The following is a 23855-nucleotide window of genomic DNA, read 5'->3' on the forward strand; positions in this document are numbered from 1 at the left end:
TAGAGTTACGGCGGTCATAGCGAAGGGGAAACGCCCGGTCCCATTCCGAACCCGGAAGCTAAGCCCTTCAGCGCCGATGGTACTGCACTCGACAGGGTGTGGGAGAGTAGGACACCGCCGAACACCCGTTAACCGAAAGGGGACCCAACATATTGGGTCCCCTTTCGTGCGTTGTATGAGAGGAATGACTGTGTCGGAGAATGGCGACGAGCGTCGGTCCTTCCGTGGGGGAGGAGCGCCTCGATCAGGTGGCCCCCGTCGTGACAACGACGGGCGTGGATCACGCGGCGCTGCAGGCGGAGACCGCCGCGGTGGTGCCGGAGACAACAACCGTGGCGGTGCTGGAAACAGTAACCGCGGCGGCGGATTCAACGGCGGACAGCGTCGCGGCGGCGAGGGTGGGTTCACCCCTCGTGGACGCGACGGCGACCGCAACCGTCAGCAAGCACGACCTGACGAACCGGATTTGCCCGACAACGTAGAGCCCACGGAGTTGGACCCGGCCGTTCGTCGGGATCTGCTCAGCCTCGACAAGGACAACGCCAACACAGTTGCGCGTCACCTCGTCATGGCGGGCAAGCTCGTCGACGAAGATCCGGAACTCGCACTGCTCCACGCTCGCGCTGCCCGTCAGCGCGCCGGCCGAATTGCGGTCGTTCGTGAAGCTGCCGGAATCACCGCGTACCACGCCGGTGAATGGGCTGAAGCTCTCTCCGAGCTTCGTGCTGCCCGTCGAATGGCTGGCGGACCGGGTCTGATCGCTGTCATGGCCGACTGCGAACGCGGTTTGGGTCGACCCGAACGCGCGATCGAGCTCGGCCGTAGCGACGAGGCTGCCCTGCTTTCGGGCGACGAGGCGTCTGAGTTGAGGATCGTCGTCGCGGGCGCCCGCATGGATCTCGGTCAGTTCGATCAGGCAGTTGTCACACTGCAGACCAAGGATCTGGACGCAGCGCGTACCGGTGAAGCTGCGGCTCGGCTGTTCTACGCCTACGCCGATGCCCTCGTTTCAGCTGGTCGTGTCGAAGACGGACTGAAGTGGTTCCTCAACGCTGCAGCTGCTGACCTCGAGGGTGACACGGATGCTGAAGAACGGGTGGCCGAGTTGACCGGAGAAGATCAGTGACCGTGCTTCGTACTCAGTACGACGTACTTTTGCTCGATCTCGACGGCACGCTGTACGCCGGAGCTCATGCGATTCCCGGCACCCAGGCAGCTCTCGGTCAGGGCACGCAGGCCTTGTACTACGTGACCAACAATGCGAGTCGCTCGCCTTCGGCAGTGTCGGCGCATCTGACCGAACTCGGTTTCGATTCCGAAGACGATCGTGTCGTCACCAGTTCTCAGACGGCAGTGCGTCTGCTGTCGGAGCGTCTCGAACCCGGTGCCGCTGTGCTCGTCGTCGGTACCGACGCATTGGCCGACGAGGTGACGCGCGTCGGGTTGCTTCCGGTGCGCGAATTCGCGGATTCTCCGGTTGCTGTCGTTCAAGGACATTCGACGGAGACCAACTGGTCGATCCTTGCCGAGGCGTGCTTGGCGATCCGGGCCGGTGCGCTGTGGGTAGCGGCAAACCTGGACACAACACTGCCGTCGGAGCGGGGTTTGGTGCTGGGCAACGGCTCGATGGTGGCAGCTCTGCGCGCTGCGACCAAGCAGGAACCGTTGGTGGCAGGGAAGCCTGCTGCACCGCTGATGGAGGATGCGCTCGCTCGCAGCGGGTGTTCGCGTCCTCTGGTGGTCGGTGATCGTTTGGACACCGATATCGAAGGCGCACAAGCTGTTTCGATCGACTCGTTGTTGGTTCTCACCGGTGTGAGCACGCCGGGTGACGTACTGCGGGCTCCGGTTGAGCAGCGCCCCACCTACATTGCAGCAACTCTGGATTCGCTCAATCAGCCGGCCGTCGAATCGCTGGTCGGTGCGGACTCCAAGTGGTCTGTCTCCGTGAACGGGTCGGCGCTGGTTGTCGACGGCCCGGTTGTCGGGGACGAGATGTCGCTTCTACGCGCGGTTGCGCCTGTCGCATGGGCTAATCCGTCGTTCCGGACCCTGGAAGCGTCGGATGCCGGCGTGGCGGATCTGTTTGCATCCTGGCTCGTCTGATCTCTCGCAAATGTGTTCGACTCGCGGGGGTGCGGGTGTATGCGTAACCGAGAGTCATGCACTAACGTTGTGCCCGATGAGCACGCCGACACCGCACCCCGGAAACACGAGTAACGGATCTCCGTTGCCCGGGCCACGCCCTTCCGTCGATCCGGAACGCATACGTTCTGACGTCGACGGTTTGCTGGCGCGCCTGGGCGGCATCGAACAGGATCCGAACGATCAGCACGGAGCGGGTGTGATTCCGCAGAAGGCACATATTTTGGAACAGGCACACGAGGTGCTCGTCCAGGCACTCGCCTCTGTGGACAGGGCTTGACGTGGCACGTAGAGCACGGGTGGACGCCGAACTTGTCCGTCGCGGACTCGCACGGTCACGAGATCATGCGCAAGAACTGATTTCCGCCGGGCGAGTTCTCATCTCGGGAGCCGTTGCGACCAAGCCTGCTACGGCGATCGAAGCCGGAACGCCACTTCGGGTCGTCGAGGTGGAGCAGGAAGTTTCGTGGGCGTCGCGAGGTGCTCACAAACTGATCGGCGCACTCGACGCCTTCGGTGCCGAAGGATTGACGGTCGAAGGTCGCCGTTGCCTCGACGCCGGCGCATCCACCGGTGGGTTCACCGATGTTCTGCTGACGCGTGGTGCGAAGGAAGTTGTCGCAGTCGACGTCGGCTACGGACAACTGGTGTGGCGCCTGCAGTCCGATGACCGGGTGCACGTCATCGACCGAACCAATGTTCGTGCAATTGATGCGGAGACCATCGGCGGAACTGTCGATCTCGTTGTCGCGGACTTGTCGTTCATTTCTCTCAAACTTGTACTCGGGGCGTTTGTCGCCTGTACTGCTGACGGCGCGGACCTGGTTCCGATGGTCAAGCCTCAGTTCGAGGTGGGCAAGGACCGCGTCGGTGCCGGTGGCGTCGTACGAGATCCGGAATTGCGAATCTCGGCTGTGCTCGACGTGTCGGAGGCTGCTGCAAAGGTAGGTCTGCGGACGTTAGGTGTTGTGGCCAGCCCATTGCCCGGTCCGTCGGGAAATGTCGAGTATTTCCTGTGGCTTCGAAAGACAGGTTCGCCCGGTGATCACGAGCCGGACACCGAGGGAATTCCTTCGGTGGAGGACATGATTCGCAAGGCTGTAGAGGAAGGGCCCCAGTGAACGCGGTCACGAACGGCGAGTCGCGCGAGATCCTTCTTGTCGCACACCCTGGTCGACGTGACATCACGGAAACCGCCAAACGAGTCGGGAAGATTTTCGAACGGGCGGGAATCGGGCTGCGAGTCCTCGTCGACGAAGCAGACAGCTCGCGCATCGAAGCAATGACGGAACCCGCGGGCTTCTCTGCGCCGGGTCTCGACGTCACGGTTGTTCATCCCGGCCCTGATGCTGCCGTCGGATGCGAGTTGGTTCTGGTTCTCGGTGGTGACGGCACATTTCTGCGCGCCGCCGAACTCGCTCAAGAAGCGTCCATTCCGGTACTGGGCATCAACCTCGGACGGATCGGATTTCTGGCAGAGACCGAGGCCGAGCATCTCGACGAGGCTCTCGCACAGGTAGTTCGCAAGGAATATCGCGTCGAGTCCCGTATGACACTCGACGTTGTGATTCGGGTGGACGACGAGATCATCGATCGCGGGTGGGCGCTCAACGAGGCCAGTATCGAGAATCGTTCGCGTTTGGGAGTTCTCGAAGTTGTCCTCGAAGTCGACGGCCGACCGGTGTCTGCCTTCGGTTGCGACGGTGTTCTCGTGTCCACTCCTACAGGCTCGACCGCTTATGCCTTTTCCGCAGGCGGCCCTGTCGTGTGGCCAGAACTCGAAGCTTTGCTCGTCGTACCCAGCAACGCGCATGCGCTGTTCGCGCGGCCGTTGGTCACCAGCCCGAATTCGATCATCGCGGTGGAGACCGTCGCCGGTAGCCACGACGGCCTGGTCTTCTGCGACGGTCGTCGTACGTTGGAACTGCCTGCCGGCGCTCGCGTCGAGATCGTTCGCGGCGCCACTCCCGTCAAGTGGGTCCGGTTGGACTCTGCGCCCTTCGCTGATCGGATGGTTCGCAAGTTCGAGCTTCCGGTTACCGGATGGCGAGGAAGGAAGCCTTAATCGTGCTCGCAGAGATCCGTATCGACAGTCTTGGTGTGATCTCCGAGGCCAGCGCCCAGTTCCACGAGGGCCTGACCGTCCTGACCGGTGAAACCGGCGCAGGTAAAACGATGGTCGTCACCAGCTTGCACCTCCTCAGCGGAGCGCGAGCCGATGCCGGGCGGGTGCGGTTGGGCGCGTCGCGAGCCGTCGTCGAAGGACGATTCATCGCCGACGACGTCTCACCGGCCACCGAGCGTGAGATCGTCCGAATCCTGGAATCGTCCGGCGCCGAGCGCGACGAGGACGGGACCATCATCGCCGTCCGGACAGTCGGCAGCGACGGCCGCTCACGGGCTCATCTCGGCGGACGAAGCGTGCCGGCGGGAGTTCTCTCCGAATTCACGGATCCACTTCTGACTGTCCACGGACAGAACGATCAGCTGCGATTGCTTCGTCCCGACCAGCAACGCAATGCGCTGGACCGCTTCGGGGACAAGGCAATCGGAACGCTGCTGACGAGGTACCGCAAACACCGTCGTGAATGGCTAGATGCTCGTTCGGAGTTGATCGAACGCACGTCGAAGGCTCGTGAACTGGCGCAAGAAGCAGATCAGTTGACCTTCGCGCTCAACGAAATCGACGGCGTGGCACCCGAGCCAGGCGAGGACACGGCAATCGTTGCCGAAGTTCGTCGACTCAGTGAACTCGATTCGCTCCGCTCGGCTGCGGAAGAGGCGCACGCTGCGCTCGCCGGTAGTGACGACATGGCCAGCGGCGACGTCGGGGTCATGCCGGCGCTAGACCTGATGTCCGAAGCGCGGGCGCGTATCGAGTCGGTCACCGACGCAGATCTGGACGGCCTCGGTTCCCGGTTGGCCGACGCTATTGCCGTCGTCACCGATGTTGCCGGTGACCTGAACACCTATCTGTCCGGGCTGCCCGCAGACCCGGGTGCGCTGGACTCTTTGCTGTCGCGGCAATCGGAACTGAAGACTCTGACTCGCAAGTACGCCGCCGATGTCGACGGTGTTCTCGAATGGGCAGATACCGCTCGCGCTCGTCTGTCCAAACTCGACGTGTCGTCGGATGCGTTGTCGCTGTTGGCCAAGCAGGTCGAGGAGACGGCTGGCCTCACCGCGGAAGCCGCCACAAAGCTGAGCGCCGCCAGAGTCAAGGCAGCGGCAAAGCTCGCCAAAGCCGTCAGCGCGGAACTCGCCGGTCTGGCGATGGGACGTGCGGGTCTCGAGGTGACTGTGCGTTCTCAGCCTGCGGGCCCGCAGGACTCGGCGCCGCTCAGCGTCGGGGGAGTAGACCTTCATGCCGGGTCTGCCGGCGTCGACGAGGTGGAATTTCGTCTGTCTGCGCACAGCGGGGCACCGTCACTTCCGATCAGTAAGAGCGCTTCCGGTGGCGAGCTGTCACGCGTCATGCTGGCGCTCGAGGTTGTTCTCGCTGGTAGCGACACCGGTGCGACGATGGTTTTCGACGAAGTGGACGCGGGGGTCGGTGGTCGCGCTGCTGTCGAGATCGGCCGCCGATTGGCGAAACTTGCTCGTACGCATCAGGTTATCGTCGTCACCCACCTTCCGCAGGTTGCTGCGTTTGCCGACACCCACCTCGTGGTGGACAAGGTCGACGACAAAGGCGGCGTGGTGAGCAGTGGCGTGCGGACCTTGTCGGATTCGGATCGGGTGGTCGAATTGGCCCGTATGTTGGCAGGGCTGGACGACACCGAGACCGGTCGTGCGCACGCCGAAGAACTGCTCGAGATCGCGAATGCGGCCCGCGTCACAGATTGAAGGTTCTGTGGTGTTGGTGTGACTGATGTGGTAGTTGTCGGCGCGCCTCCACCGGTCAACGCGGTTTCAGGTTCATCATCGAAGCCATGAAGATGCCCGGATTGCTCTCACGTAACACCGAATCCTTGCCTGGGATCAGTGGCATCGCCAGGGCCGATCGGAACACGGCGAAGCTTCTACGCCGCGTCGGTCCTGGAGACATCGTGATCCTCGACGAAGTCGACATCGATCGCCGGACCGCCGATGCTCTGGTGAAAGCCGGAGTCATGGCCGTGGTCAACGCGTCGCCGTCGATTTCGGGGCGGTACCCCAACCTCGGACCGGAAGTGATCGTCGCCAACGACATCGTTCTGATCGATGCCGTAGACGGTGACGTCTTCAAGAACGTCAAGGACGGCAGCAAGATCCGCCTGCACGAGGGCGAGATCTTCAACGGCGAGAAGAGCCTCGTCAAGGGCGAAGAGCAGACCGAGGCCGAGATCTCCGATCGGATGATCGAGGCCAAGACCGGCCTGGTCGATCACCTGGAAGCGTTCTCGGGTAACACCATCGAGTTCATCCGCACCGAAAGTCCTTTGCTGATCGACGGAATCGGTGTTCCGGACATCGACATCGACTTGAAGGATCGCCACGTCGTGGTCGTCTCCGACGGACCCGAACACGAGGCCGATCTGAAGAACCTCAAGCCCTTCATCAAGGAGTATTCGCCGATCCTGATCGGTGTCGGTGCAGGTGCGGACGTGTTGAGCAAGGCCGGATACCGCCCCGATCTGATCGTGGGCGACCCGGAAGAGATCACCAGTTCCACCCTCAAGTCCGGCGCGGAAGTTGTTCTGCCCGCAGACCAGGACGGTCATGCGGCGGGGCTTTCCCGAATCCAGGATCTCGGGATCGGGGCGATGACGTTCCCGGCGACCTGCTCACCGACCGACCTTGCGTTGCTGCTCGCCGATCACCACGGAGCTTCACTGATCGTGACGGTCGGCAACGTGGTGTCCTTGGACGAGTTCTTCGACCGTGGGCGTCGTGAAAGCAATCCGTCGGCGTTCATGACTCGGCTCAAGGTGGGACCGAAACTGGTCGACGCCAAGGCTGTGGCAACGCTGTATCGAAGTCGAGTGTCCGGCGGCGCGATCGCGCTCCTGGTGCTCGCCGCCCTGGTGGCAGTGATCGTCGCCCTGGTCGTGTCCAATGCCGGTAGTGAAGTTCTCGACTGGGCAATCGCAACGTGGAACAGCTTCGCGCTGTGGGTTCAGGGGCTCTTCAAGTGATTTCGATGCGTCAACATGCAATTTCCATAGCGGCAATCTTCCTGGCACTCGCGATCGGCGTGGTGCTCGGTTCCGGAATGCTGTCCAGTGGATTGCTTTCGGGTCTGCGCGACGACAAGGCGGACCTGCAGAACGAGATCGAAGACCTCAATCAACAGTCCAATCAGCTTCAGCAGCAACTCAATTCCGCGGACGGCTTCGATGCTGCTGTCGGCGGTCGCGTCGTGCGTGACAGTCTCGCTGGTCGCACCGTCGTCGTCATCACGGCACCGGACGCCGATCCCGGTGATCTCGACGGTGTCAACCGACTCGTCACTGCCGCCGGTGGCGCCGTGACCGGACGCGTCTCGCTCACCGATTCGTTTGTCGACGCCACGGGCGGTGACCGCTTGCGGACCGTCGTCACCAATGTCATCCCTGCGGGCATCACACTCAAGACCGGTGCGGTCGATCAGGGCAGTCTCGCGGGTGATCTGCTCGGTTCGGTTCTGCTTCTCAACGGGCAGAACAGCGAGCCGCAGAGCACTCCGGACGAGATGAATCTCGCGCTCGACTCGCTGCGTAGCGCCGGTTTCATCAGCTACGACGACGGAGCGGTCAAGCCGGCTCAACTCGCGGTGGTTCTCACCGGCGACAACAAGAGTGAATCCGACGCAGCCACGGGTAACCGCGGCGCCGTCATCGCCCGGTTCGCCGGTGCTCTCGACGGACGCGGCGCAGGAACGATTCTCGCGGGCCGGCCTGGCTCGGCCGAGGGCAGTGGTCCGGTTGCCGTTGCTCGTGCGGACGCGGCGCTCTCAGCGGGCTTGACGACCATCGACAACATCGATCGGGAGTCGGGCAAGATCACCACGCCGTTGGCGCTGCAGGAACAGTTGAACGGCGGCGCCGGCCGCTACGGCACGGGACCGGGAGCGGCGGCGGTCACCGTCGGCGCACCCACCAACTGAACACCCCGGTATTGATACGCCGGTCACATCGGGGGCGGAAAGTCGGCGCGTTGTAGGCACCGACCCCCGATAGGTGTTACCGTGAAATCCCGTGGGTCGGCAGGCCCCAGCATGCTTCATCAGACCAAGCCCTGCACAGTCGTCACGGGAGCCCCTTTGCCACAGTCACGCACTAACACGCGTACCGCCACCAAGCACATCTTCGTCAGCGGAGGTGTAGCTTCCTCGCTCGGCAAAGGTTTGACCGCCTCGAGCCTGGGACAGTTGTTGACCGCGCGGGGAATGCGCGTGACCATGCAGAAGCTCGATCCCTATCTCAATGTGGATCCGGGCACCATGAACCCCTTCCAGCACGGCGAGGTCTTCGTTACCGAAGACGGTGCCGAGACCGACCTCGACGTCGGACACTACGAGCGGTTCCTCGACCGTGACCTCTCCGGCCAGGCGAACGTCACCACCGGCCAGGTCTACTCGACGGTCATCGCCAAGGAACGCCGCGGCGAGTACCTCGGCGACACCGTTCAGGTCATCCCGCACATCACCGACGAGATCAAGCGTCGCATCCTCGAGATGAGCGGTCCGGATCTGCAGGGACACCGCCCGGACGTCGTGATCACCGAAATCGGTGGCACCGTCGGCGACATCGAATCGCAGCCCTTCCTCGAAGCCGCTCGCCAGGTCCGCCACGACGTCGGCCGCGACAACGTCTTCTTCCTGCACGTCTCCCTCGTGCCGTACCTCGGCCCCTCCGGAGAACTCAAGACCAAGCCCACGCAGCACTCGGTTGCGTCGTTGCGCAGCATCGGCATTCAGCCCGACGCGCTGATCCTTCGTTGCGATCGTGACGTTCCGCAGGGCCTCAAGAACAAGATCGCCCTGATGTGCGACGTGGACGTCGACGCCTGCATCTCGACGCCCGACGCTCCCTCGATCTACGACATCCCGAAGGTTCTGCACCGTGAGGGCCTCGACGCCTACGTCGTTCGCCAGCTCGGTCTCCCGTTCCGCGACGTCGACTGGACCGTGTGGGGCAACCTCCTCGATCGTGTTCACCAGCCGCGTGAGACCGTGCGGGTCGCGTTGGTCGGCAAGTACGTCGACCTGCCCGACGCATACCTCTCCGTCACCGAGGCACTGCGCGCCGGTGGATTCGCGAACCGGTCCAAGGTCGAGATCTCCTGGGTCCCGTCGGACGCCTGTGAGACCGAAGCCGGAGCGCAGGCCGCTCTCGGTGACGTCGACGGTGTTCTGATCCCCGGCGGCTTCGGCATCCGCGGCATCGAAGGCAAGCTCGGCGCGATCCGTTTCGCACGTTCGCGCAAGCTGCCGCTGCTGGGTCTGTGCCTGGGTCTGCAGTGCGTCGTCATCGAAGCTGCTCGTAGCGTCGGCCTCGACGATGCCAACTCGGCCGAGTTCGAGCCGGACACCAAGCATCCGGTTATCTCCACGATGGCTGATCAGGAAGACGTCATCGCCGGTGACGCCGACCTCGGTGGCACCATGCGTCTGGGTGCTTACCCGGCTGTGCTGACCAAGGGTTCCGTCGTCGCTCAGGCCTACGGAACCGAGGACGTTTCCGAGCGTCACCGTCACCGTTACGAGGTCAACAACACCTACCGCGACCGGATTGCCAAGTCCGGCTTGCAGTTCAGCGGAACCTCACCGGACGGTCATCTGGTCGAGTTCGTCGAGTACCCGCGTGAGCAGCATCCGTTCTTCGTTGCCACCCAGGCACACCCGGAGCTCAAGAGCCGCCCGACGCGCCCGCACCCGCTGTTCGCGGCCTTCGTCGAAGCAGCGTTGACGTACAAGCTCGAAGAGCGCCTGCCCGTCGACGTCCACGGTGACGAGAAGATCGACACCGCCGCCACCGAGACGGCGCTCGACGCTGCAGTCGAGAACGTGGAAAAGGTCTAGCCACACATGAGCGATCCCGGTCGGCACGAATTCGACACCCTCGGCTCCAAGACGGTCTACACCGGCGCGATTATCGCATTGCGCGTCGACACCGTTGCGATGCCTGGTGGTCAGCGTGCCGATCGGGAAGTCGTCGAACACCACGGCGCCGTTGCCGTCGTGGCACTGGACGAGCACGACAACCTGGTGCTGATTCACCAGTACCGTCACCCGCTCGGGCACCGGTTGTGGGAAATCCCTGCCGGTCTGCTCGACGCTGCGGGGGAGAGCCCGGTCGAGGCGGCAGCGCGCGAGCTGGGCGAAGAAACCGGACTCGGCGCCGATCGGTGGTCGGTGCTGGTCGATGTCGCTCTCTCACCCGGGTTCACGGACGAGGCGGTTCGCGTCTTCCTCGCCGAGGGGTTGCGCGAGGTGGAGCGCGACGATCCCGAACACGAAGAAGCCGATCTCGAGATTTCGCGGGTTCCGCTCGCCGACGCCGTCGACATGGCGCTACGCGGCGACATCGTCAATGCCACAGCGGTATCAGGCATTCTCGCGATCGCCACCGCACGCGCGACGGGAAAGCCGCTACGCCCCGCCGACGCACCGTGGCCCGATCGTCCTCGCGCATTCGGAGAACGCAAGTCGCGAGCCTGAAGTGCTTGCCCGACAGGTGGACTCGTATCTCGATCATCTAGCGGTCGAGCGAGGATCTGCGCGCAATACTCTACTTTCCTATCGCCGCGACCTGAATCGGTACGCGGAGTACCTGCACGGACGCGGCATCGACGACGTCGCGGGCGTGACGGAGAACGACGTCACCGAATTCGTGACACATCTGCGCCTGGGTGACAAAGATTCCGGCGTCGTACCATTGGCGGCCAGTTCGGCAGCACGCACCCTGATCGCGGTTCGCGGATTCCACAAGTTTTCCGCCGCCGAAGGTCTGGTCAGCGTCGACGTGGCCCGAACGGTCAAGCCGCCGACGCCCGGACGCAAGCTGCCCAAGGCCCTGCCTCTCGACGACGTGATCGCCCTGCTCGACGCTTCGGGTGGCGGTGCGGCCGGTGACGGGCCCCGCGACCTGCGGGATCGCGCTCTGCTCGAGCTCCTGTACTCGACCGGAGCGCGAATCACCGAGGCGATCGATCTGGACGTCGACGACATCGATACCGAAACTCGTTCCGTGCTGCTCAAGGGCAAGGGCGGCAAGCAGCGGATCGTCCCCGTCGGCAGGCCGGCGATCGCCGCCGTCGACGCGTATCTCGTCCGCGGGCGCCCCAGCCTGGCGACGCGCGGTGTTCCTGCCCTCTTTCTCAACGCGCGCGGTGGACGCCTCTCGCGTCAAAGTGCGTGGCAGATACTTCAGGATGCGGCGGCGTCGGCCGGGATCAAGGCGGACGTCTCACCCCACACGCTCAGGCACTCGTTTGCCACACACCTGCTCGACGGCGGCGCGGACGTACGCGTCGTGCAGGAACTTCTCGGTCACGCTTCGGTAACCACGACGCAGATCTACACGCTGGTCACCGTCACCGCGCTGCGCGAAGTGTGGGCTCAGGCACACCCGCGTGCCCGTTAGGGGTTGGTTGGCTCATGCGTGTCTGCGAGACCATTCGGTGATGTAAGCGGTAGCGTTCAAGGAGCGCGAGCGGCCTCCACCGCAGTTTCGGGGGTTTGCCGGCGCCGAGAGCAACCGCCGAAAGAGTAGGGGAGCATCGGACCGTGTCGACATCGCAGCCACCAGCGGCGGAGTCCGCGCCGCCGCATGTCAATGCCCAACTCTTCGAGCGCGTGAACGAATCAGCACCAGCTGTACCCTCCGAACCAGAGGCGATGTTCGAAATAGATACGACGCCAGTAGCCTCTCCACCTGCGGAAACCCTCACCGTTTCCGCGGAAGAACTCGGCCCGACAGGTCGACCGGTCCGCGAGGTACCCCAACCGACACCGTTGGCGCACCACGGACCCGCGATGATCATCGCGATGTGCAACCAGAAGGGCGGCGTCGGCAAGACGACGTCGACCATCAACCTGGGTGCGTCGTTGGCCGAATACGGTCGCCGAGTGCTCCTGGTGGATCTCGATCCCCAAGGAGCACTGTCTGCCGGACTGGGCGTTCAGCATCACGACCTCGAACTGACCGTCCACAATCTCCTGGTCGAACCACGTGTGTCCATCGACGATGTGCTGATGAGAACCCGAGTCGACGGCCTCGACCTGCTGCCCAGCAACATCGACCTTTCGGCCGCCGAGATCCAATTGGTCACCGAGGTCGGACGTGAGCAGACCTTGGGACGCGTGTTGCACCCTGTTCTCGATCGGTACGACTACGTGCTCATCGACTGCCAGCCGTCGCTTGGCCTGCTCACGGTGAATGCACTGGCCTGCGCCGATTCGGTCATCATTCCGATGGAATGCGAGTACTTCAGCCTGCGCGGCCTGGCACTGCTCAACGACACCGTCGAAAAGGTGCACGATCGTCTCAATCCCAAGCTCGAGTTGGCCGGCATCGTCGTCACGATGTTCGACGCTCGGACCCTGCACGCTCGTGAGGTGATGGCGCGAGTCGTCGAGGTGTTCGGCGACGTCGTCTACGACACGGTGATCAACCGCACCGTCCGATTCCCCGAAACCAGCGTCGCCGGTGAGCCGATCACGACGTGGGCGCCGAAATCGGCTGGGGCCGAGGCATATCGAGCATTGGCCCGCGAGGTCATTCACCGGTCTGGTCGTTAGTGGAACTGATTGCATCGCAAGAAGATTCGGTCGAAGTCGAGCCGGATTCGATCGACCCGAACGTGCCGACCGACGCTCAGACCGCAGCCAAGGCTGCCGGTTTCCGAGTCACTCTCCGGAACTTCGAAGGCCCGTTCGATCTGCTGTTGAACCTGATCAATCAACGACAGCTCGATGTCACCGAAGTCGCCCTGCACACCGTCACTGACGATTTCATCGCATACACCAAGGAACTCGGCAGTGCGATGGGCCTCGATCAGACAACAGAGTTTCTGGTCGTCGCAGCCACTCTTCTGGACCTGAAAGCGGCAAGGCTGTTGCCCGCCGGGCAGGTCGAGGACGCGGAGGATCTGGCGCTTCTCGAAGCCCGCGACCTTCTCTTCGCGCGACTGCTGCAGTACCGGGCGTACAAACAAGTTGCGGCGCTGTTCGGTGAGTTGGAGGAAGCAGCGCTGCGGCGCTATCCGCGCTCGGTTGCCGTCGAGGATCAGTTCACCGAACTCCTGCCCGAGGTGTTGTTGGGCGTCGATCCTCAGCGTTTTGCGGAGATCGCGGCGACGGTGTTCACACCGCGTCCGGTGCCGACGGTGGGCCTCGATCACCTCCATGTGTCCAATATCTCGATACCCGAGCAGGCTGAGCGAATTCTCGAGTTGCTGCGCGAGCGAGGCATAGGGGAGTGGACACCCTTCGGGGACCTCGTTGCCGAGTGTGAGATCACCGTCGAGATAGTCGCAAGATTTCTCGCGTTGCTCGAGTTGTATCGCAGGCAGGTCATTGTGTTCGAGCAACCCGAAGCACTCGGACCGCTGATGGTGAGTTGGACCGGAGACGACCCGGCCGCGCCGGTCACAGAGGAGGACTACGGATGAACGCCGAGCCGACGGAATCAGAGTCTTCGCAGCTAGACGAGATGATCGAGCCTACCGAACACGCCTCGGAGTCCGAAGATTCCGCCCCCGATTTCGAACTCGACGACGATCAACTCGACGCAGTGCTGGAGTCGCTTCTGCTTGTCGTGGATTCGCCGGCCGAAGTGAACCAACTCGCATCTGTCACCGGAACCGCGCCGGAACGAGTCGAAGAACGCCTGACGTCGATGTCGGCCGCATTGACCGCTCGCGGCAGCGGAATGGACCTTCGCTACGCGGGCGACGGATGGCGTCTGTACACGCGACAAGAGTTTGCCCCGTACGTGGAAAAGCTGCTATTGGACGGCGCACGCACCAAATTGACCAGGGCGGCATTGGAAACTTTGGCCGTAGTCGCATACCGTCAACCGTTGACTCGTGCGCGGATCAGTGCGGTACGAGGCGTCAACGTGGACGGGGTGGTACGCACCCTCCTTGCCCGCGGACTGATCGCGGAAGCCGGGCCTGACCCGGACACCAACGCGACACGGTACTCCACGACCGAACTGTTCCTCGAACGGCTCGGCCTGGCCTCGCTCAGCGAGCTCCCGGAGTTGGCCCCGCTCTTGCCTGATGTCGATCTCATCGACGACATCAGCGAAAGCCTGGAATCCGATCCGCGATTTGCGAGAATGAACAAGGCAGACGTGCCCGCTGACGTAGTGGACACCGAAGTCGACGACTGACCGGAATTCCGGCCGTCGTCAGCACCGAGAAAGACCCGACCACGCTCGGGAAACAGTAGAAAACTGACAGGAAAAAAGTGAACAATCCCGCTCGCCGAGATGGCACACCGGACCGTAACAACTCCCGCGACAACCGCGGCGCACGCAGCGATGCACCTCGTGGTGGTCGCAGCGACGCCCCCCGCGGCGCACGTAGCGAAGCGCCCCGTGGTGGACGCAGCAACACTTCCCGCAGTACCTCCGGATACGACCGCAACGCCGGATCCGACCGTCCCCGCACGGACGACCGTCGCGGTGGATTCAATGATGACCGTCGCCCGCCGCGCAGCGATGACCGTCGCCCGCCGCGCAGCGATGACCGTCGCCCCGCACGTACCGACGACCGTCGTGGTGGCTACAACGACGACCGTCGCGGACCGCGCACTGACGACCGCCGCGGACCCCGCAGCGATGACCGCCGTACCCCCCACGTCGACGCCCGTCGCGCACCGCGTGGCGGCGCTGACCGTCGTAGTGACGATCAGCGCGGCGCACGCCCCGACGCTCCTCGCGGCGGCGCATGGTCGAACGCACCTCGTGGGTCCAAGTTCGACGGACCTCCGCGCAAGCGCCCGGCAGCCCCGACACCGCCGGCGACCAACAAGCGTGGCAAGCCGAAGACCGAGAAGCCGCAGCGCGTCGTCTCTCAGAACCCGTTGGTCTCCAACGCCAAGCCGGCGCGTCATCAGCATGCCGAGATCACCAAGCACGACGGCCCGCCGAAGGGCGACGGCGTCCGCTTGCAGAAGGTGCTGGCTCAGGCCGGCGTCGCATCACGCCGTGCAGCTGAAGAGCTGATCGACCAGGGTCGCGTCGAGGTCGACGGCCGCATCGTGGTCGAACAGGGTCTGCGTGTCGACCCCGAGAACGCAGTGGTTCGTGTCGACGGCGTCCGCGTCGTCGTGCAGAAGGACCTCGTCTACCTCGCGATGAACAAGCCGCGTGGCTGGCAGTGCACCATGTCCGACGATCTCGGTCGTCCGTGCGTCGGCGACATCGTCTCCGAGCGCGTTCAGTCGGGTCAGCGACTCTTCCACGTCGGCCGCCTCGACGCCGACACCGAAGGCTTGCTCCTCTTCACCAACGACGGCGATCTGGCTCACCGCCTGATGCACCCGTCGTTCGAGGTTCCGAAGACGTACCTCGCCACGGTTCACGGCGTTGTCGAGCGCAGCACCGGCAAGCAGTTGCGCGACGGTGTCACCCTCGACGACGGTCCGGCCAAGGTGGACGCGTTCACCGTGCTCGAGATCAACGAGGGCAAGACGCTCGTCAAGCTGGTTCTGCACGAGGGTCGTAAGCACATCGTGCGTCGCCTCCTCGATGCCGTCGGTCACCCCGTTGTCCGTCTGGTTCGCACCAACGTCGGAGTTGTCGCCCTCGGCGATCAGCGTCCGGGAACGCAGCGCGTCCTCGGACGTAGCGAGGTCGGTGGACTGTACGAGGCGGTCGGCCTGTGACCGATTCGTCCATGCCGCTGGTAGTCGCTATGGACGGACCGTCCGGAACCGGCAAGTCCAGCGTCTCTCGCGCGTTGGCGCAGCGTTTGGGTGCTCGCTACCTCGACACCGGAGCCATCTACCGGATCGCGACCCTGCACGTGCTGCGTCAGGGAATCGATCTGGCGGATTCCGCCGCGATCACGGCCGCCGTTGCGGCGTTGCCGTGGTCCATCGGTACCGATCCGAGCAGCGAGCAGGTGCATCTCGACGGCGCGGACGTCAGCGAGGAGATCCGCGGCGACGCGGTCACCAAGGCTGTCTCCGCAGTGTCGGCCGTACCCGAGGTTCGCGACCTGCTGGTCGCCACTCAGCGTGAGTTGGCGGCAAGCGCAGACCGGATCGTCGTGGAAGGTCGCGACATCGGAACCGTCGTACTCCCCGATGCAGACGTCAAGATCTTCTTGACCGCATCGGCGGAAACCCGTGCGGCACGGCGCAATACGCAGAACATCGGCCAAGGCCGTGAAGACAATTACGAAGCGGTGCTGGCTGATGTGCAGCGCCGTGACCATCTCGATTCGACTCGGGCAGTGTCGCCGTTGCGCCCTGCCGACGACTCCATTCTGGTGGATACGAGCGAATTGGGAATTGAAGATGTGATCGCCAAGTTGCTGTTGGTGGTCAGCGACAGAACTGGAGCAGTGCAGTGAGCGACGATCTGGTAACCGAATATGCCGGTGACGGAACTTGGTCCGAGGAATCGGAGTGGGATTACGCCGATCTCGAAGCGGACGGCGAAGGCGAAGCGCACATTGCCGTCCCGACCTTGGCTGTTGTCGGTCGACCGAACGTCGGCAAGTCGACGCTCGTCAACCGCATCATCGGCCGTCGTGAAGCGGTAGTCGAAGACATCCCCGGCGTTACCCGTGACCGCGTCTCGTACGAGGCGAACTGGGCCGGACGACGCTTCCTCGTCCAGGACACCGGCGGATGGGAGCCCGACGCAAAGGGTCTTCAGCAGGCGGTCGCACGTCAGGCGGAGTTGGCCATGGGAACGGCTGACGCCATTCTCCTGGTCGTCGACGCTGTTGTCGGCGCTACCGCGACGGACGAAGCTGTTGCTCGCGTGCTTCGCCGCTCGAAGACTCCGGTCATCCTCGTTGCCAACAAGGTGGACGACGGACGCACCGAGTCCGAGGTTGCAGCGCTGTGGTCCTTGGGCCTCGGTCAGCCGTACTCCGTGAGTGCGACGCACGGCCGCGGTACCGGAGACCTGCTCGACGAGGTTCTCGAGAAGCTGCCGGAAACCCCGCGTGAAGGTATCCCCGGCGGCGGTCCGCGTCGTGTTGCTCTCGTCGGAAAGCCGAACGTCGGAAAGTCCAGCTTGCTCAACAAGCTGTCCGGTGACGAGCGGTCCGTCGTGCACAATGTTGCCGGCACCACCGTCGACCCGGTCGACTCCATCGTCGAACTCGGCGGGCGCCCTTGGCGTTTCGTCGACACGGCTGGTCTGCGCAAGCGCGTCAGCCATGCCAGCGGCGCGGAGTTCTATGCGTCGCTGCGTACGAAGAGCGCGATCGAGGCCGCTGAGGTTGCGATCCTGCTGATCGACGCGCACGAGCCGATCACCGAGCAGGACCTGCGTGTTCTGAGCATGGTGGCCGACACGGGTCGTGCATTGGTGATCGCATTCAACAAGTGGGACCTCGTGGACGAGGACCGTCGACTCATGCTGGACAAGGAAGTGGACCGCGATCTGGTCCGCGTTCCGTGGGCTCAGCGAGTCAACATCTCCGCCCACACCGGTCGCGCCGTGGCGAAGCTCGTGCCGGCTCTCGACACGGCTCTGGAGTCCTGGGACAAGCGCATCCCCACAGGTCGCCTGAACACCTGGCTCAAGGAAGTTGTGGCAGCAACGCCGCCTCCTATGCGTGGTGGTCGCCTTCCGCGCATCATGTTCGCGACGCAGGCAAGCACGCGCCCGCCGACATTCGTTCTCTTCACCACGGGCTTCCTCGAGGCCGGCTACCGCCGCTTCATCGAGCGGCGTCTGCGTGAAGAGTTCAACTTCGACGGCAGTCCGATCCGCGTATCCGTCCGAGTGCGCGAGAAGCGTGACCGTAAGGGCCGCTGATTCTGCGTCCAATTCGGTACTGAAACGGCTCTGACCAGCCGATTGGTACTTCGGCCCGTCCCTGATGTAATCTTTCCAAGCGCCCGAAACAAGGGCGTGGGACGGGCTGTGGCGCAGCTTGGTAGCGCACTTGACTGGGGGTCAAGTGGTCGCAGGTTCAAATCCTGTCAGCCCGACCGAAGTTAGATCAAAAAGGCAGTTTCTCAGAGATGAGAAACTGCCTTTTTGTTTGTGCCTTCAAAGGTTCGGCAACGGATCTCGTGGAAAGTCCTGCGGTGACGTGATCTCCGCGTCGGCAGCGTTCACGACTGCAACATATTCTTCGTCGGTTTCGCGCTCATCAGAACTTCTGCTGGAAACGCGTAGTGGATCTCGTCGTCTGGATGCAAGTGGGAGCGAAGGCGCGCACGGACACTCGCGGAAACCGGCATGCGCGGAAGGCGAGCTCAGGTTCGCTGACTGAGGCGAATATTGTGAACGGCAACGGTTACTCCGAAGAGCGCGATCAGAATGGCGGTAAAGATTGCTGCCAACCACCACGGCGCCGAACCTGCTGTATTCAGCCAGATGGTCAGTGCACCGAAAATTGTAGTCGGAATGCCGACAGCACGAGACAGGTCGACGTTCCTCGGATTGACCGGCGGTGTTCTCCACCAATGAAGGCGATGTCCTCGATTCTCACGCAGCATTCGCAGGATGGACCAGACAGTAAGCGGCAGACCAATCGCGAGGATGACCATCCCGCCAATGATCGCCAAAGTGCACCCGTCTCGGAAGTACGTCACGGCAGCGCCCACAACACCTGCAAAACCGATGGCCGTGAATACTTTCCACGCCGGGGTTATGGACTGGCCATGCGGTTGTGTTGCCATGCAAGCACCCTTCCACAAAACATAATCGAAAACTTCAACCCTGTTGCGGCCGTCGATTGTGCATCAGGGTGACAATCAAACTCGGTAGGCCGTTAACTACTCCGAGTACAGCGACTGCGATACCCGCACTCAAGAGAGGTGCTGTCTCCCAATAGTTGTCGACGATGGCAGATGCTCCGATCAAGCTCGATACCCAGCCCGTGAGTTGAGCACGTCGGACATGTTGTGCCGCTCGCGAGGAGGTCGGTCCTACCGAGAGAGGTAATCTCCGCCCGTAGTCGCCGTGAGTTGCGAGGCGAGCGCCATAGATATGGGCACCAGTGGCAAGCGCCAGTGCTCCCCATGCGCTCAACATAGTTTGATCCATTCTTTGATTAGCGTTGACGGTATCGACCTTCCACGCAGTTCGAGTCGTAATTGCTTTCTTCTCCGGAGCGCAATTTCGCCTACTGGCATGATCTCTTCGTATGATTGGGATTCGGATCGCGTGGGTTGTATTGGCGGTCGCCACCGGGATTCTGGGATCCGCGACGGCACAGTGGCCGCTGTACGAGATCACCGATTGCGAAATAGGCCTCGGCCCGCTCAGTTCTGCCGATTGTTACCGCTCGATTCACGACTATTTCGGGCGGGAGCTCTTCTTGGTGCTGGCGTTGCCGGTGGCTCTGTGCGTTATTCCAGCCGTGATCCCACGACCATTAGTTTCCTGGATCGTCTCGGCGACAATGCTTTGCGCTGCAGTACTGGGTTTCTTTACCGCTTTCAGCTCTGGTATGCCTTCTCTGCTGTCGATGGTGGGGAGCCTCCCTGCTGCAGTGCTGGCATTGGTACTTGCTGCGGTGCATCAGGGGATCGCATTGCGCAACAAGGGCGCCATTGCGCGTGCGCGCAGTGGGGTTCGCGATACGCAGCCGAGTGAGTGATCAGTCGGGGCTGAAGAACAGTTCCATCGAGATCCAGAACCACGCCACCATTGCTGCCACAGAAAGGAACGCGAGCACCAATGGCAACGCGAATTGCCTGCCGGTGCGGCTGGGAATAGTCATAAGTCCGAGAATGACGAACACGGCGGCAGGCGCCGCCCAACTTATCCAGTAGGTGAGCGGTGGCGGGTTGGGGCCGAACGACGTGAACGAACGGTTCGGATAAAGCTGCGGCTGCGGGACATCTGCGAAATGTTGCCACAGGAGTACCAACGGCAGATAGCCGAACAGCCCGAGCAGAAGGCCGACGACGAGTCCCGCGAAGATTCGCTCGCCCCTCATCTCGATGCGCCCGTCGGAATCAATCGTTCCACCGCCTATGCCACTTCTGGAAAGTCACGAGCCTGCATCCGTAGTGCCCACGCCCGGGCCGCAACGAACGTCACGGCCAATACGAGCACCACCAGCAGTACGACTGCAATCCAGGTGGGAGCGGCGGTGGAGAAGCCCAGCTTCCACGCAGTACAGACACCCGCAGCAGTCGCCGCCAACGCCCCTACCGGAAGCATCGCCGCGACCGCTCGCGTCGTGCGAACAGTAAGTCGATCCCCGGCAGCGCGAAGAACTCCGAACACGGCGGCGACCGAAAGGCCATAGGCCAGAAGACCGCTGACGGCGTAGACCAGGAGCGGGGACCATCCCATATCAACCGACCCGGTGAATGCCATGCCGATCAAGACCAACAGGGGCGTCAGCCCAAGCGTGACGCCTGCGATGCCTGCCACCACAGTTCGGACCATTCGATTGTCCTGGCCTCCGGAGATTCGCACGCCCGCGAGGCGGAGCACGAACGCGGTCAGCGCGCCCAGAACGGCGCCGATCACCGCAGCCTCTATCGGCCAGTTCCATTGCGGTTCACCCGCGAAGCCCGAGATTGTCATGCCACCCAAAAAAGAGGGTGATCGTGTCCGATGCCTGTGAAGTCCCCTGTGTCAGCGACGCGGCGACCAAGGCAACGGCCGCCCCGAACAAAGCAAACCCGAGAGCCTGTTTCCACATCAAGCCATCATCACCTAAACGGAGCGGGAATTCGGCACAACGGCAGTCTCATCCGGATGCCTTCTCACTGTGTAGATTCGGGGCGCAGCCGACTTCGGCGACAATCATGTGAAGGGGCTGGTGGTGACACCCTCGTCGTATCACCACCAGCCCACGTCCGACACTCACGACCTGCTGTCACGCACGCAATCGGCGACGTGCTGCCAGTGCTGCCGGAAATCCGAGATCTGCATCGATCACTTCACCGGAGAGACGTTCCGAGATTTCGATCAGTCGACTGCATCCGGTCTCTCCGATCGCCTCGTACGGGTACGACCCCAGCACATCGGTCTGATGCTCAACCCTCTGCCGGCGATCGCGACCCACCTCGTTCAGGTGAAGCTCGGGGCCGTCTTCGAGCCATCCACGCGCCCGCACACTTTCGACGCCTTCCGCCCACTGATCGTTGTCCCATGCCCGGCTCATTTGCAGAGCAGCAGCAGGAACATCACCGGTTGCGGCGTGAACTACCAGCGCTTCGACACCGTTGAGCCCTTCGGTGTGAAGTAGGGCGACATGAGAATCGCCGCGATATTCCCGGAGCAAGGATTGGGCATGCCACAACACGAGATGGGGCTCTTCTGGCCACGGTAGGGATGCGTGTCCACCGAACAGCGGCCGACCTTGCGGTCTGTTGCATGCGCGCTCCGCTGCTCGACGTGCGAGTTCGGCGGCTTCTCGAACCTCGGCGCCGTCGACATGTTCTCCCCATGCCTTGCGCAGCGAACGGTCGACAGCGTCGAGTCGAGCGGCCAAGATCTGTTCGGGGGTGGCGATCGTCCAGGCATTCGGCAGGACCGCGTGTACCAGTTCGGGGTTGAAGTTGAAGAAGGTAGCGATGGTGACTTCTGCCGCTACTGCACCCATGGGTGCGGACCGCGAAGCGAAGTACCCCATTCGAGGATGCGTAAAGCCCAGTGCAGCATAGGCTTCCGCGCCGAATGGAGTGAAGTAGATCATGCCGTGTATCGGTTCGGCTCCACGGAAGACGCGGCGCGCAGTTTCTGGTGCGATCAAGGTCATCGGTATTCCTTCATACGGGTGGTGTGGTGGTCGAGAAGTCGGACTGGGTGCGGGATCTTCGTAAGCTATCTCCCTTTGACATACATGCGGTCTCGGACGGCATCACCCACTCGGTAGACGGCCAGGACGACCAGTGAAATCAGAATGCCGGAGGGGAGAATCTGTTGTGGGGCGCTCAAGATGTGCAGGTACGCATCGGATAAGTCACCGCCCCAACTCGGAGTGGGCGGCTGTATACCCAACCCGAGGAACGAGAGGGCGGCCTGCGCGAGAAAGGTCAGACCGGTGAGCACAGTCACCTGAACGACAACCGGTCCGATCGCGTGCGGTAGGAGATGACGCAAAAGCACTACGTGCGGCGGACATCCCGAGAGTCGCGCGCTCAGGACGAAGTCTCGGTTCCTCGTCTCGCTGACCCCGGCAGCCAGAATTCTTGCAATCGTGGGTGCGTAGACGACTCCGAGGGCAGACATCGACGTAATCAGGCTCGGCCCCAGAACGCCCGTAATTGCCACTGCAAGAACCAAACCGGGGAATGCCAGTAGTGCGTCTGCCACCCGGAGGAGCGACGCACCGATCCAGCGTGGCCAGTATCCGGCGATCAGTCCCCATGGAATTCCCAACAGCAGGCTGACAGCGACCGCAATCGCAACGCCGAAGAAGGCGGAGCGTCCTCCCCAGATGAGCCGACTGAGCACGTCGCGGCCGAATCCGTCAGTGCCCAGCAGGTGCTGGGCACTTGGCCCGGCGAACGTGTTGGTCAGGTTCTGATCGGTCGGACTGTACGGAGCCACGAACGAGGCCAAGGCGGACGCCGCGATCAGTATTCCGAGAAAGCAGTAGCTGAGCCATAATCCGGGCGCCAGTCGGTAACGAGGCCGCTTGGAACGAAATTCGCCTGCAGTGGTCACTACGAGTTGGCTCACGAGATCGTTCCCTTTCTCAATTGCGGGCTGATCATGTTGTTGACGACGTCGACCAGGATGTTCACGAGAAGCACGATCACGACGAACAGCAACACGATGCCTTGAAGCATCGGATAATCTCGCGTGTCGATCGCGATGACCAAAGCGCTGCCGAGGCCCGGTAGCACGAAGATCTGCTCGAGGATGACCGTCGCACCCAGCATTGCCACGGCGAGCAATCCATAGACTGTGACAATGGTGGGAACGATGTTTCGTAACGCATAGCGCCACACGATCTTCCGCTCGTCGATACCCATCGCACGCGCGGTTCGCACGTAGTCACCGGACAGCGTCTCGATCATCGCGGCCCTGGTCTGCCGGACCGCAATCGATGCTGCGCCGGCAGCGAGTGCCGTTGCAGGTAGGACGAGATGGCTCAGATTGTCGATCACACCGTCGCCCGGAGGAACCCAGCCGAGCACCGGTAGAACTCCCAAGCCGAGGGCAAAGACATCGACCAGCACGATAGCGAGGAAGAAGTCCGGCACCGCGAGTCCGATCCCTGAAACCGTGCGGGTCAGGCCATCGCTGCGTCGTCCCTGCCGCGTCGCGGTCCACACTCCGAGCGGTATGGCGACGACGGCGGAGAGTAACAGTGCGAGTACAACGAGCTCGGCGCTCGCCGGCAGGCGCGCAAGGATCTGTGGGCCGACGGGGGCGCTGTTCTGTAGCGACGTGCCTAGATCTCCGTGCAGAGCCGACACCACCCAGTTCCAGTACTGGGCCAGGAAGGGTTGATTCAATCCGAGGCGCTCGTTGAGTGCGGCGATCGATTCATCGCTGCCGTTCGGACCGAGAAGGGCCTCGGCTGGTCCACCTGGAATGATCCGGATAAGGGCAAAGGTTATGAAACTGGCGATAACCGCGGTCGGAATGATTTGCGCGAACCGGACGGCGATCATCCGTATATGT

Annotated in this window: 24 protein-coding genes, 1 tRNA gene and 1 rRNA gene; 20 read left to right on the forward strand and 6 right to left on the reverse strand. The window is 62.8% G+C overall.

Annotated elements, in window-relative coordinates; genetic code table 11:
• Positions 1-6 precede the first annotated feature (6 nt).
• The 19 genes from rrf to ATN37_RS08175 all read left to right on the forward strand — a co-directional run bounded on the left by rrf (position 7) and on the right by ATN37_RS08175 (position 18238).
• A 5S ribosomal RNA gene (gene rrf / locus ATN37_RS08085) occupies positions 7-123 on the forward strand.
• Positions 124-184: 61 nt separating this feature from the next.
• Positions 185-1126 carry a hypothetical protein gene (locus ATN37_RS08090; protein ID WP_080961175.1) on the forward strand — a complete coding sequence of 314 codons (942 nt, stop codon included), beginning with the start codon at positions 185-187 and terminating at the stop codon, positions 1124-1126.
• Positions 1123-2106 (forward strand): HAD-IIA family hydrolase, encoded by a 984-nt coding sequence (locus ATN37_RS08095; protein ID WP_007731903.1) that lies wholly within the window; start codon positions 1123-1125, stop codon positions 2104-2106. The genes ATN37_RS08090 and ATN37_RS08095 overlap by 4 nt, the downstream gene beginning before the upstream one ends.
• 76 nt (positions 2107-2182) lie before the next feature.
• Positions 2183-2425: a hypothetical protein gene (locus ATN37_RS08100; RefSeq protein WP_003946140.1), complete on the forward strand. Its 243-nt coding sequence runs from the start codon at positions 2183-2185 to the stop codon at positions 2423-2425.
• Position 2426: 1 nt separating this feature from the next.
• Positions 2427-3266, forward strand: coding sequence for a TlyA family RNA methyltransferase (locus ATN37_RS08105; protein WP_003946142.1), 840 nt, complete (start codon positions 2427-2429; stop codon positions 3264-3266).
• Positions 3263-4210 carry an NAD kinase gene (locus ATN37_RS08110; RefSeq protein ID WP_003946132.1) on the forward strand — a complete coding sequence of 316 codons (948 nt, stop codon included), beginning with the start codon at positions 3263-3265 and terminating at the stop codon, positions 4208-4210. The genes ATN37_RS08105 and ATN37_RS08110 overlap by 4 nt, the downstream gene beginning before the upstream one ends.
• A gap of 2 nt (positions 4211-4212) precedes the next feature.
• The gene (recN, locus tag ATN37_RS08115; protein ID WP_003946143.1) at positions 4213-5991 is read left to right on the forward strand and encodes a DNA repair protein RecN; all 1779 of its coding nucleotides are present in this window, start codon (positions 4213-4215) and stop codon (positions 5989-5991) included.
• An 86-nt stretch (positions 5992-6077) separates the two neighbouring features.
• Entirely contained in the window at positions 6078-7262 is a 1185-nt protein-coding gene (steA, locus tag ATN37_RS08120; RefSeq protein WP_007731902.1) for a putative cytokinetic ring protein SteA, read from the forward strand.
• Complete coding sequence (locus ATN37_RS08125; RefSeq protein ID WP_007731900.1) at positions 7259-8212, forward strand: copper transporter; 954 nt, start codon at positions 7259-7261, stop codon at positions 8210-8212. The genes steA and ATN37_RS08125 overlap by 4 nt, the downstream gene beginning before the upstream one ends.
• Positions 8213-8368: 156 nt before the next feature.
• Positions 8369-10129 (forward strand): CTP synthase, encoded by a 1761-nt coding sequence (locus tag ATN37_RS08130; protein ID WP_003946139.1) that lies wholly within the window; start codon positions 8369-8371, stop codon positions 10127-10129.
• 6 nt (positions 10130-10135) lie between these two features.
• Entirely contained in the window at positions 10136-10768 is a 633-nt protein-coding gene (locus tag ATN37_RS08135) for an NUDIX hydrolase (protein ID WP_081557917.1), read from the forward strand.
• Between the two features lies 1 nt (position 10769).
• A complete protein-coding gene (gene xerD / locus ATN37_RS08140) occupies positions 10770-11693 on the forward strand; it encodes a site-specific tyrosine recombinase XerD (RefSeq protein WP_007731892.1) in 924 nt (307 codons plus the stop codon).
• Positions 11694-11836: 143 nt separating this feature from the next.
• On the forward strand, positions 11837-12850 hold the full coding sequence (locus ATN37_RS08145; protein WP_003946138.1) for a ParA family protein: 1014 nt from the start codon (positions 11837-11839) through the stop codon (positions 12848-12850).
• 50 nt (positions 12851-12900) lie between these two features.
• Positions 12901-13722, forward strand: a complete 822-nt coding sequence (locus ATN37_RS08150; RefSeq protein WP_046379919.1) for a ScpA family protein — start codon at positions 12901-12903, stop codon at positions 13720-13722.
• Positions 13723-13763: 41 nt separating this feature from the next.
• Positions 13764-14447 carry an SMC-Scp complex subunit ScpB gene (gene scpB / locus ATN37_RS08155; protein WP_037127047.1) on the forward strand — a complete coding sequence of 228 codons (684 nt, stop codon included), beginning with the start codon at positions 13764-13766 and terminating at the stop codon, positions 14445-14447.
• 77 nt (positions 14448-14524) lie between these two features.
• Positions 14525-15946 (forward strand): pseudouridine synthase, encoded by a 1422-nt coding sequence (locus ATN37_RS33135; protein WP_019748584.1) that lies wholly within the window; start codon positions 14525-14527, stop codon positions 15944-15946.
• Between the two features lie 11 nt (positions 15947-15957).
• Positions 15958-16638 carry a (d)CMP kinase gene (gene cmk / locus ATN37_RS08165; RefSeq protein ID WP_182261235.1) on the forward strand — a complete coding sequence of 227 codons (681 nt, stop codon included), beginning with the start codon at positions 15958-15960 and terminating at the stop codon, positions 16636-16638.
• On the forward strand, positions 16635-18062 hold the full coding sequence (gene der / locus ATN37_RS08170) for a ribosome biogenesis GTPase Der (protein WP_003946199.1): 1428 nt from the start codon (positions 16635-16637) through the stop codon (positions 18060-18062). The genes cmk and der overlap by 4 nt, the downstream gene beginning before the upstream one ends.
• A gap of 102 nt (positions 18063-18164) precedes the next feature.
• Positions 18165-18238 (forward strand) — tRNA-Pro (locus ATN37_RS08175).
• Between the two features lie 270 nt (positions 18239-18508).
• On the opposite strand, the gene ATN37_RS08180 is transcribed toward ATN37_RS08175, so the two are convergent.
• Positions 18509-18934: a hypothetical protein gene (locus ATN37_RS08180; RefSeq protein ID WP_054828053.1), complete on the reverse strand. Its 426-nt coding sequence runs from the start codon at positions 18932-18934 to the stop codon at positions 18509-18511.
• A 467-nt stretch (positions 18935-19401) separates the two neighbouring features.
• Here ATN37_RS08180 and ATN37_RS08185 point away from each other — a divergent pair, with 467 nt between their 5' ends.
• Positions 19402-19857, forward strand: a complete 456-nt coding sequence (locus ATN37_RS08185) for a hypothetical protein (RefSeq protein WP_021333520.1) — start codon at positions 19402-19404, stop codon at positions 19855-19857.
• Here ATN37_RS08185 and ATN37_RS08190 read toward each other — a convergent pair whose 3' ends face one another.
• From ATN37_RS08190 to ATN37_RS08210, 5 genes are all read right to left on the reverse strand, one after another.
• Positions 19858-20199: a hypothetical protein gene (locus ATN37_RS08190; protein WP_042451032.1), complete on the reverse strand. Its 342-nt coding sequence runs from the start codon at positions 20197-20199 to the stop codon at positions 19858-19860.
• Between the two features lie 35 nt (positions 20200-20234).
• Complete coding sequence (locus tag ATN37_RS08195) at positions 20235-20798, reverse strand: hypothetical protein (RefSeq protein WP_081557915.1); 564 nt, start codon at positions 20796-20798, stop codon at positions 20235-20237.
• Positions 20799-21093: 295 nt separating this feature from the next.
• Entirely contained in the window at positions 21094-21978 is an 885-nt protein-coding gene (locus ATN37_RS08200) for a hypothetical protein (RefSeq protein ID WP_007731949.1), read from the reverse strand.
• Between the two features lie 65 nt (positions 21979-22043).
• Positions 22044-22904, reverse strand: coding sequence for an ABC transporter permease (locus ATN37_RS32465; RefSeq protein ID WP_075833273.1), 861 nt, complete (start codon positions 22902-22904; stop codon positions 22044-22046).
• Entirely contained in the window at positions 22901-23845 is a 945-nt protein-coding gene (locus ATN37_RS08210; RefSeq protein WP_075833272.1) for an ABC transporter permease, read from the reverse strand. The genes ATN37_RS32465 and ATN37_RS08210 overlap by 4 nt, the downstream gene beginning before the upstream one ends.
• Positions 23846-23855: the final 10 nt, after the last annotated feature.

Source organism: Rhodococcus sp. MH15, assembly GCF_019266045.1.
Classification (GTDB): domain Bacteria; phylum Actinomycetota; class Actinomycetes; order Mycobacteriales; family Mycobacteriaceae; genus Rhodococcus_F; species Rhodococcus_F qingshengii.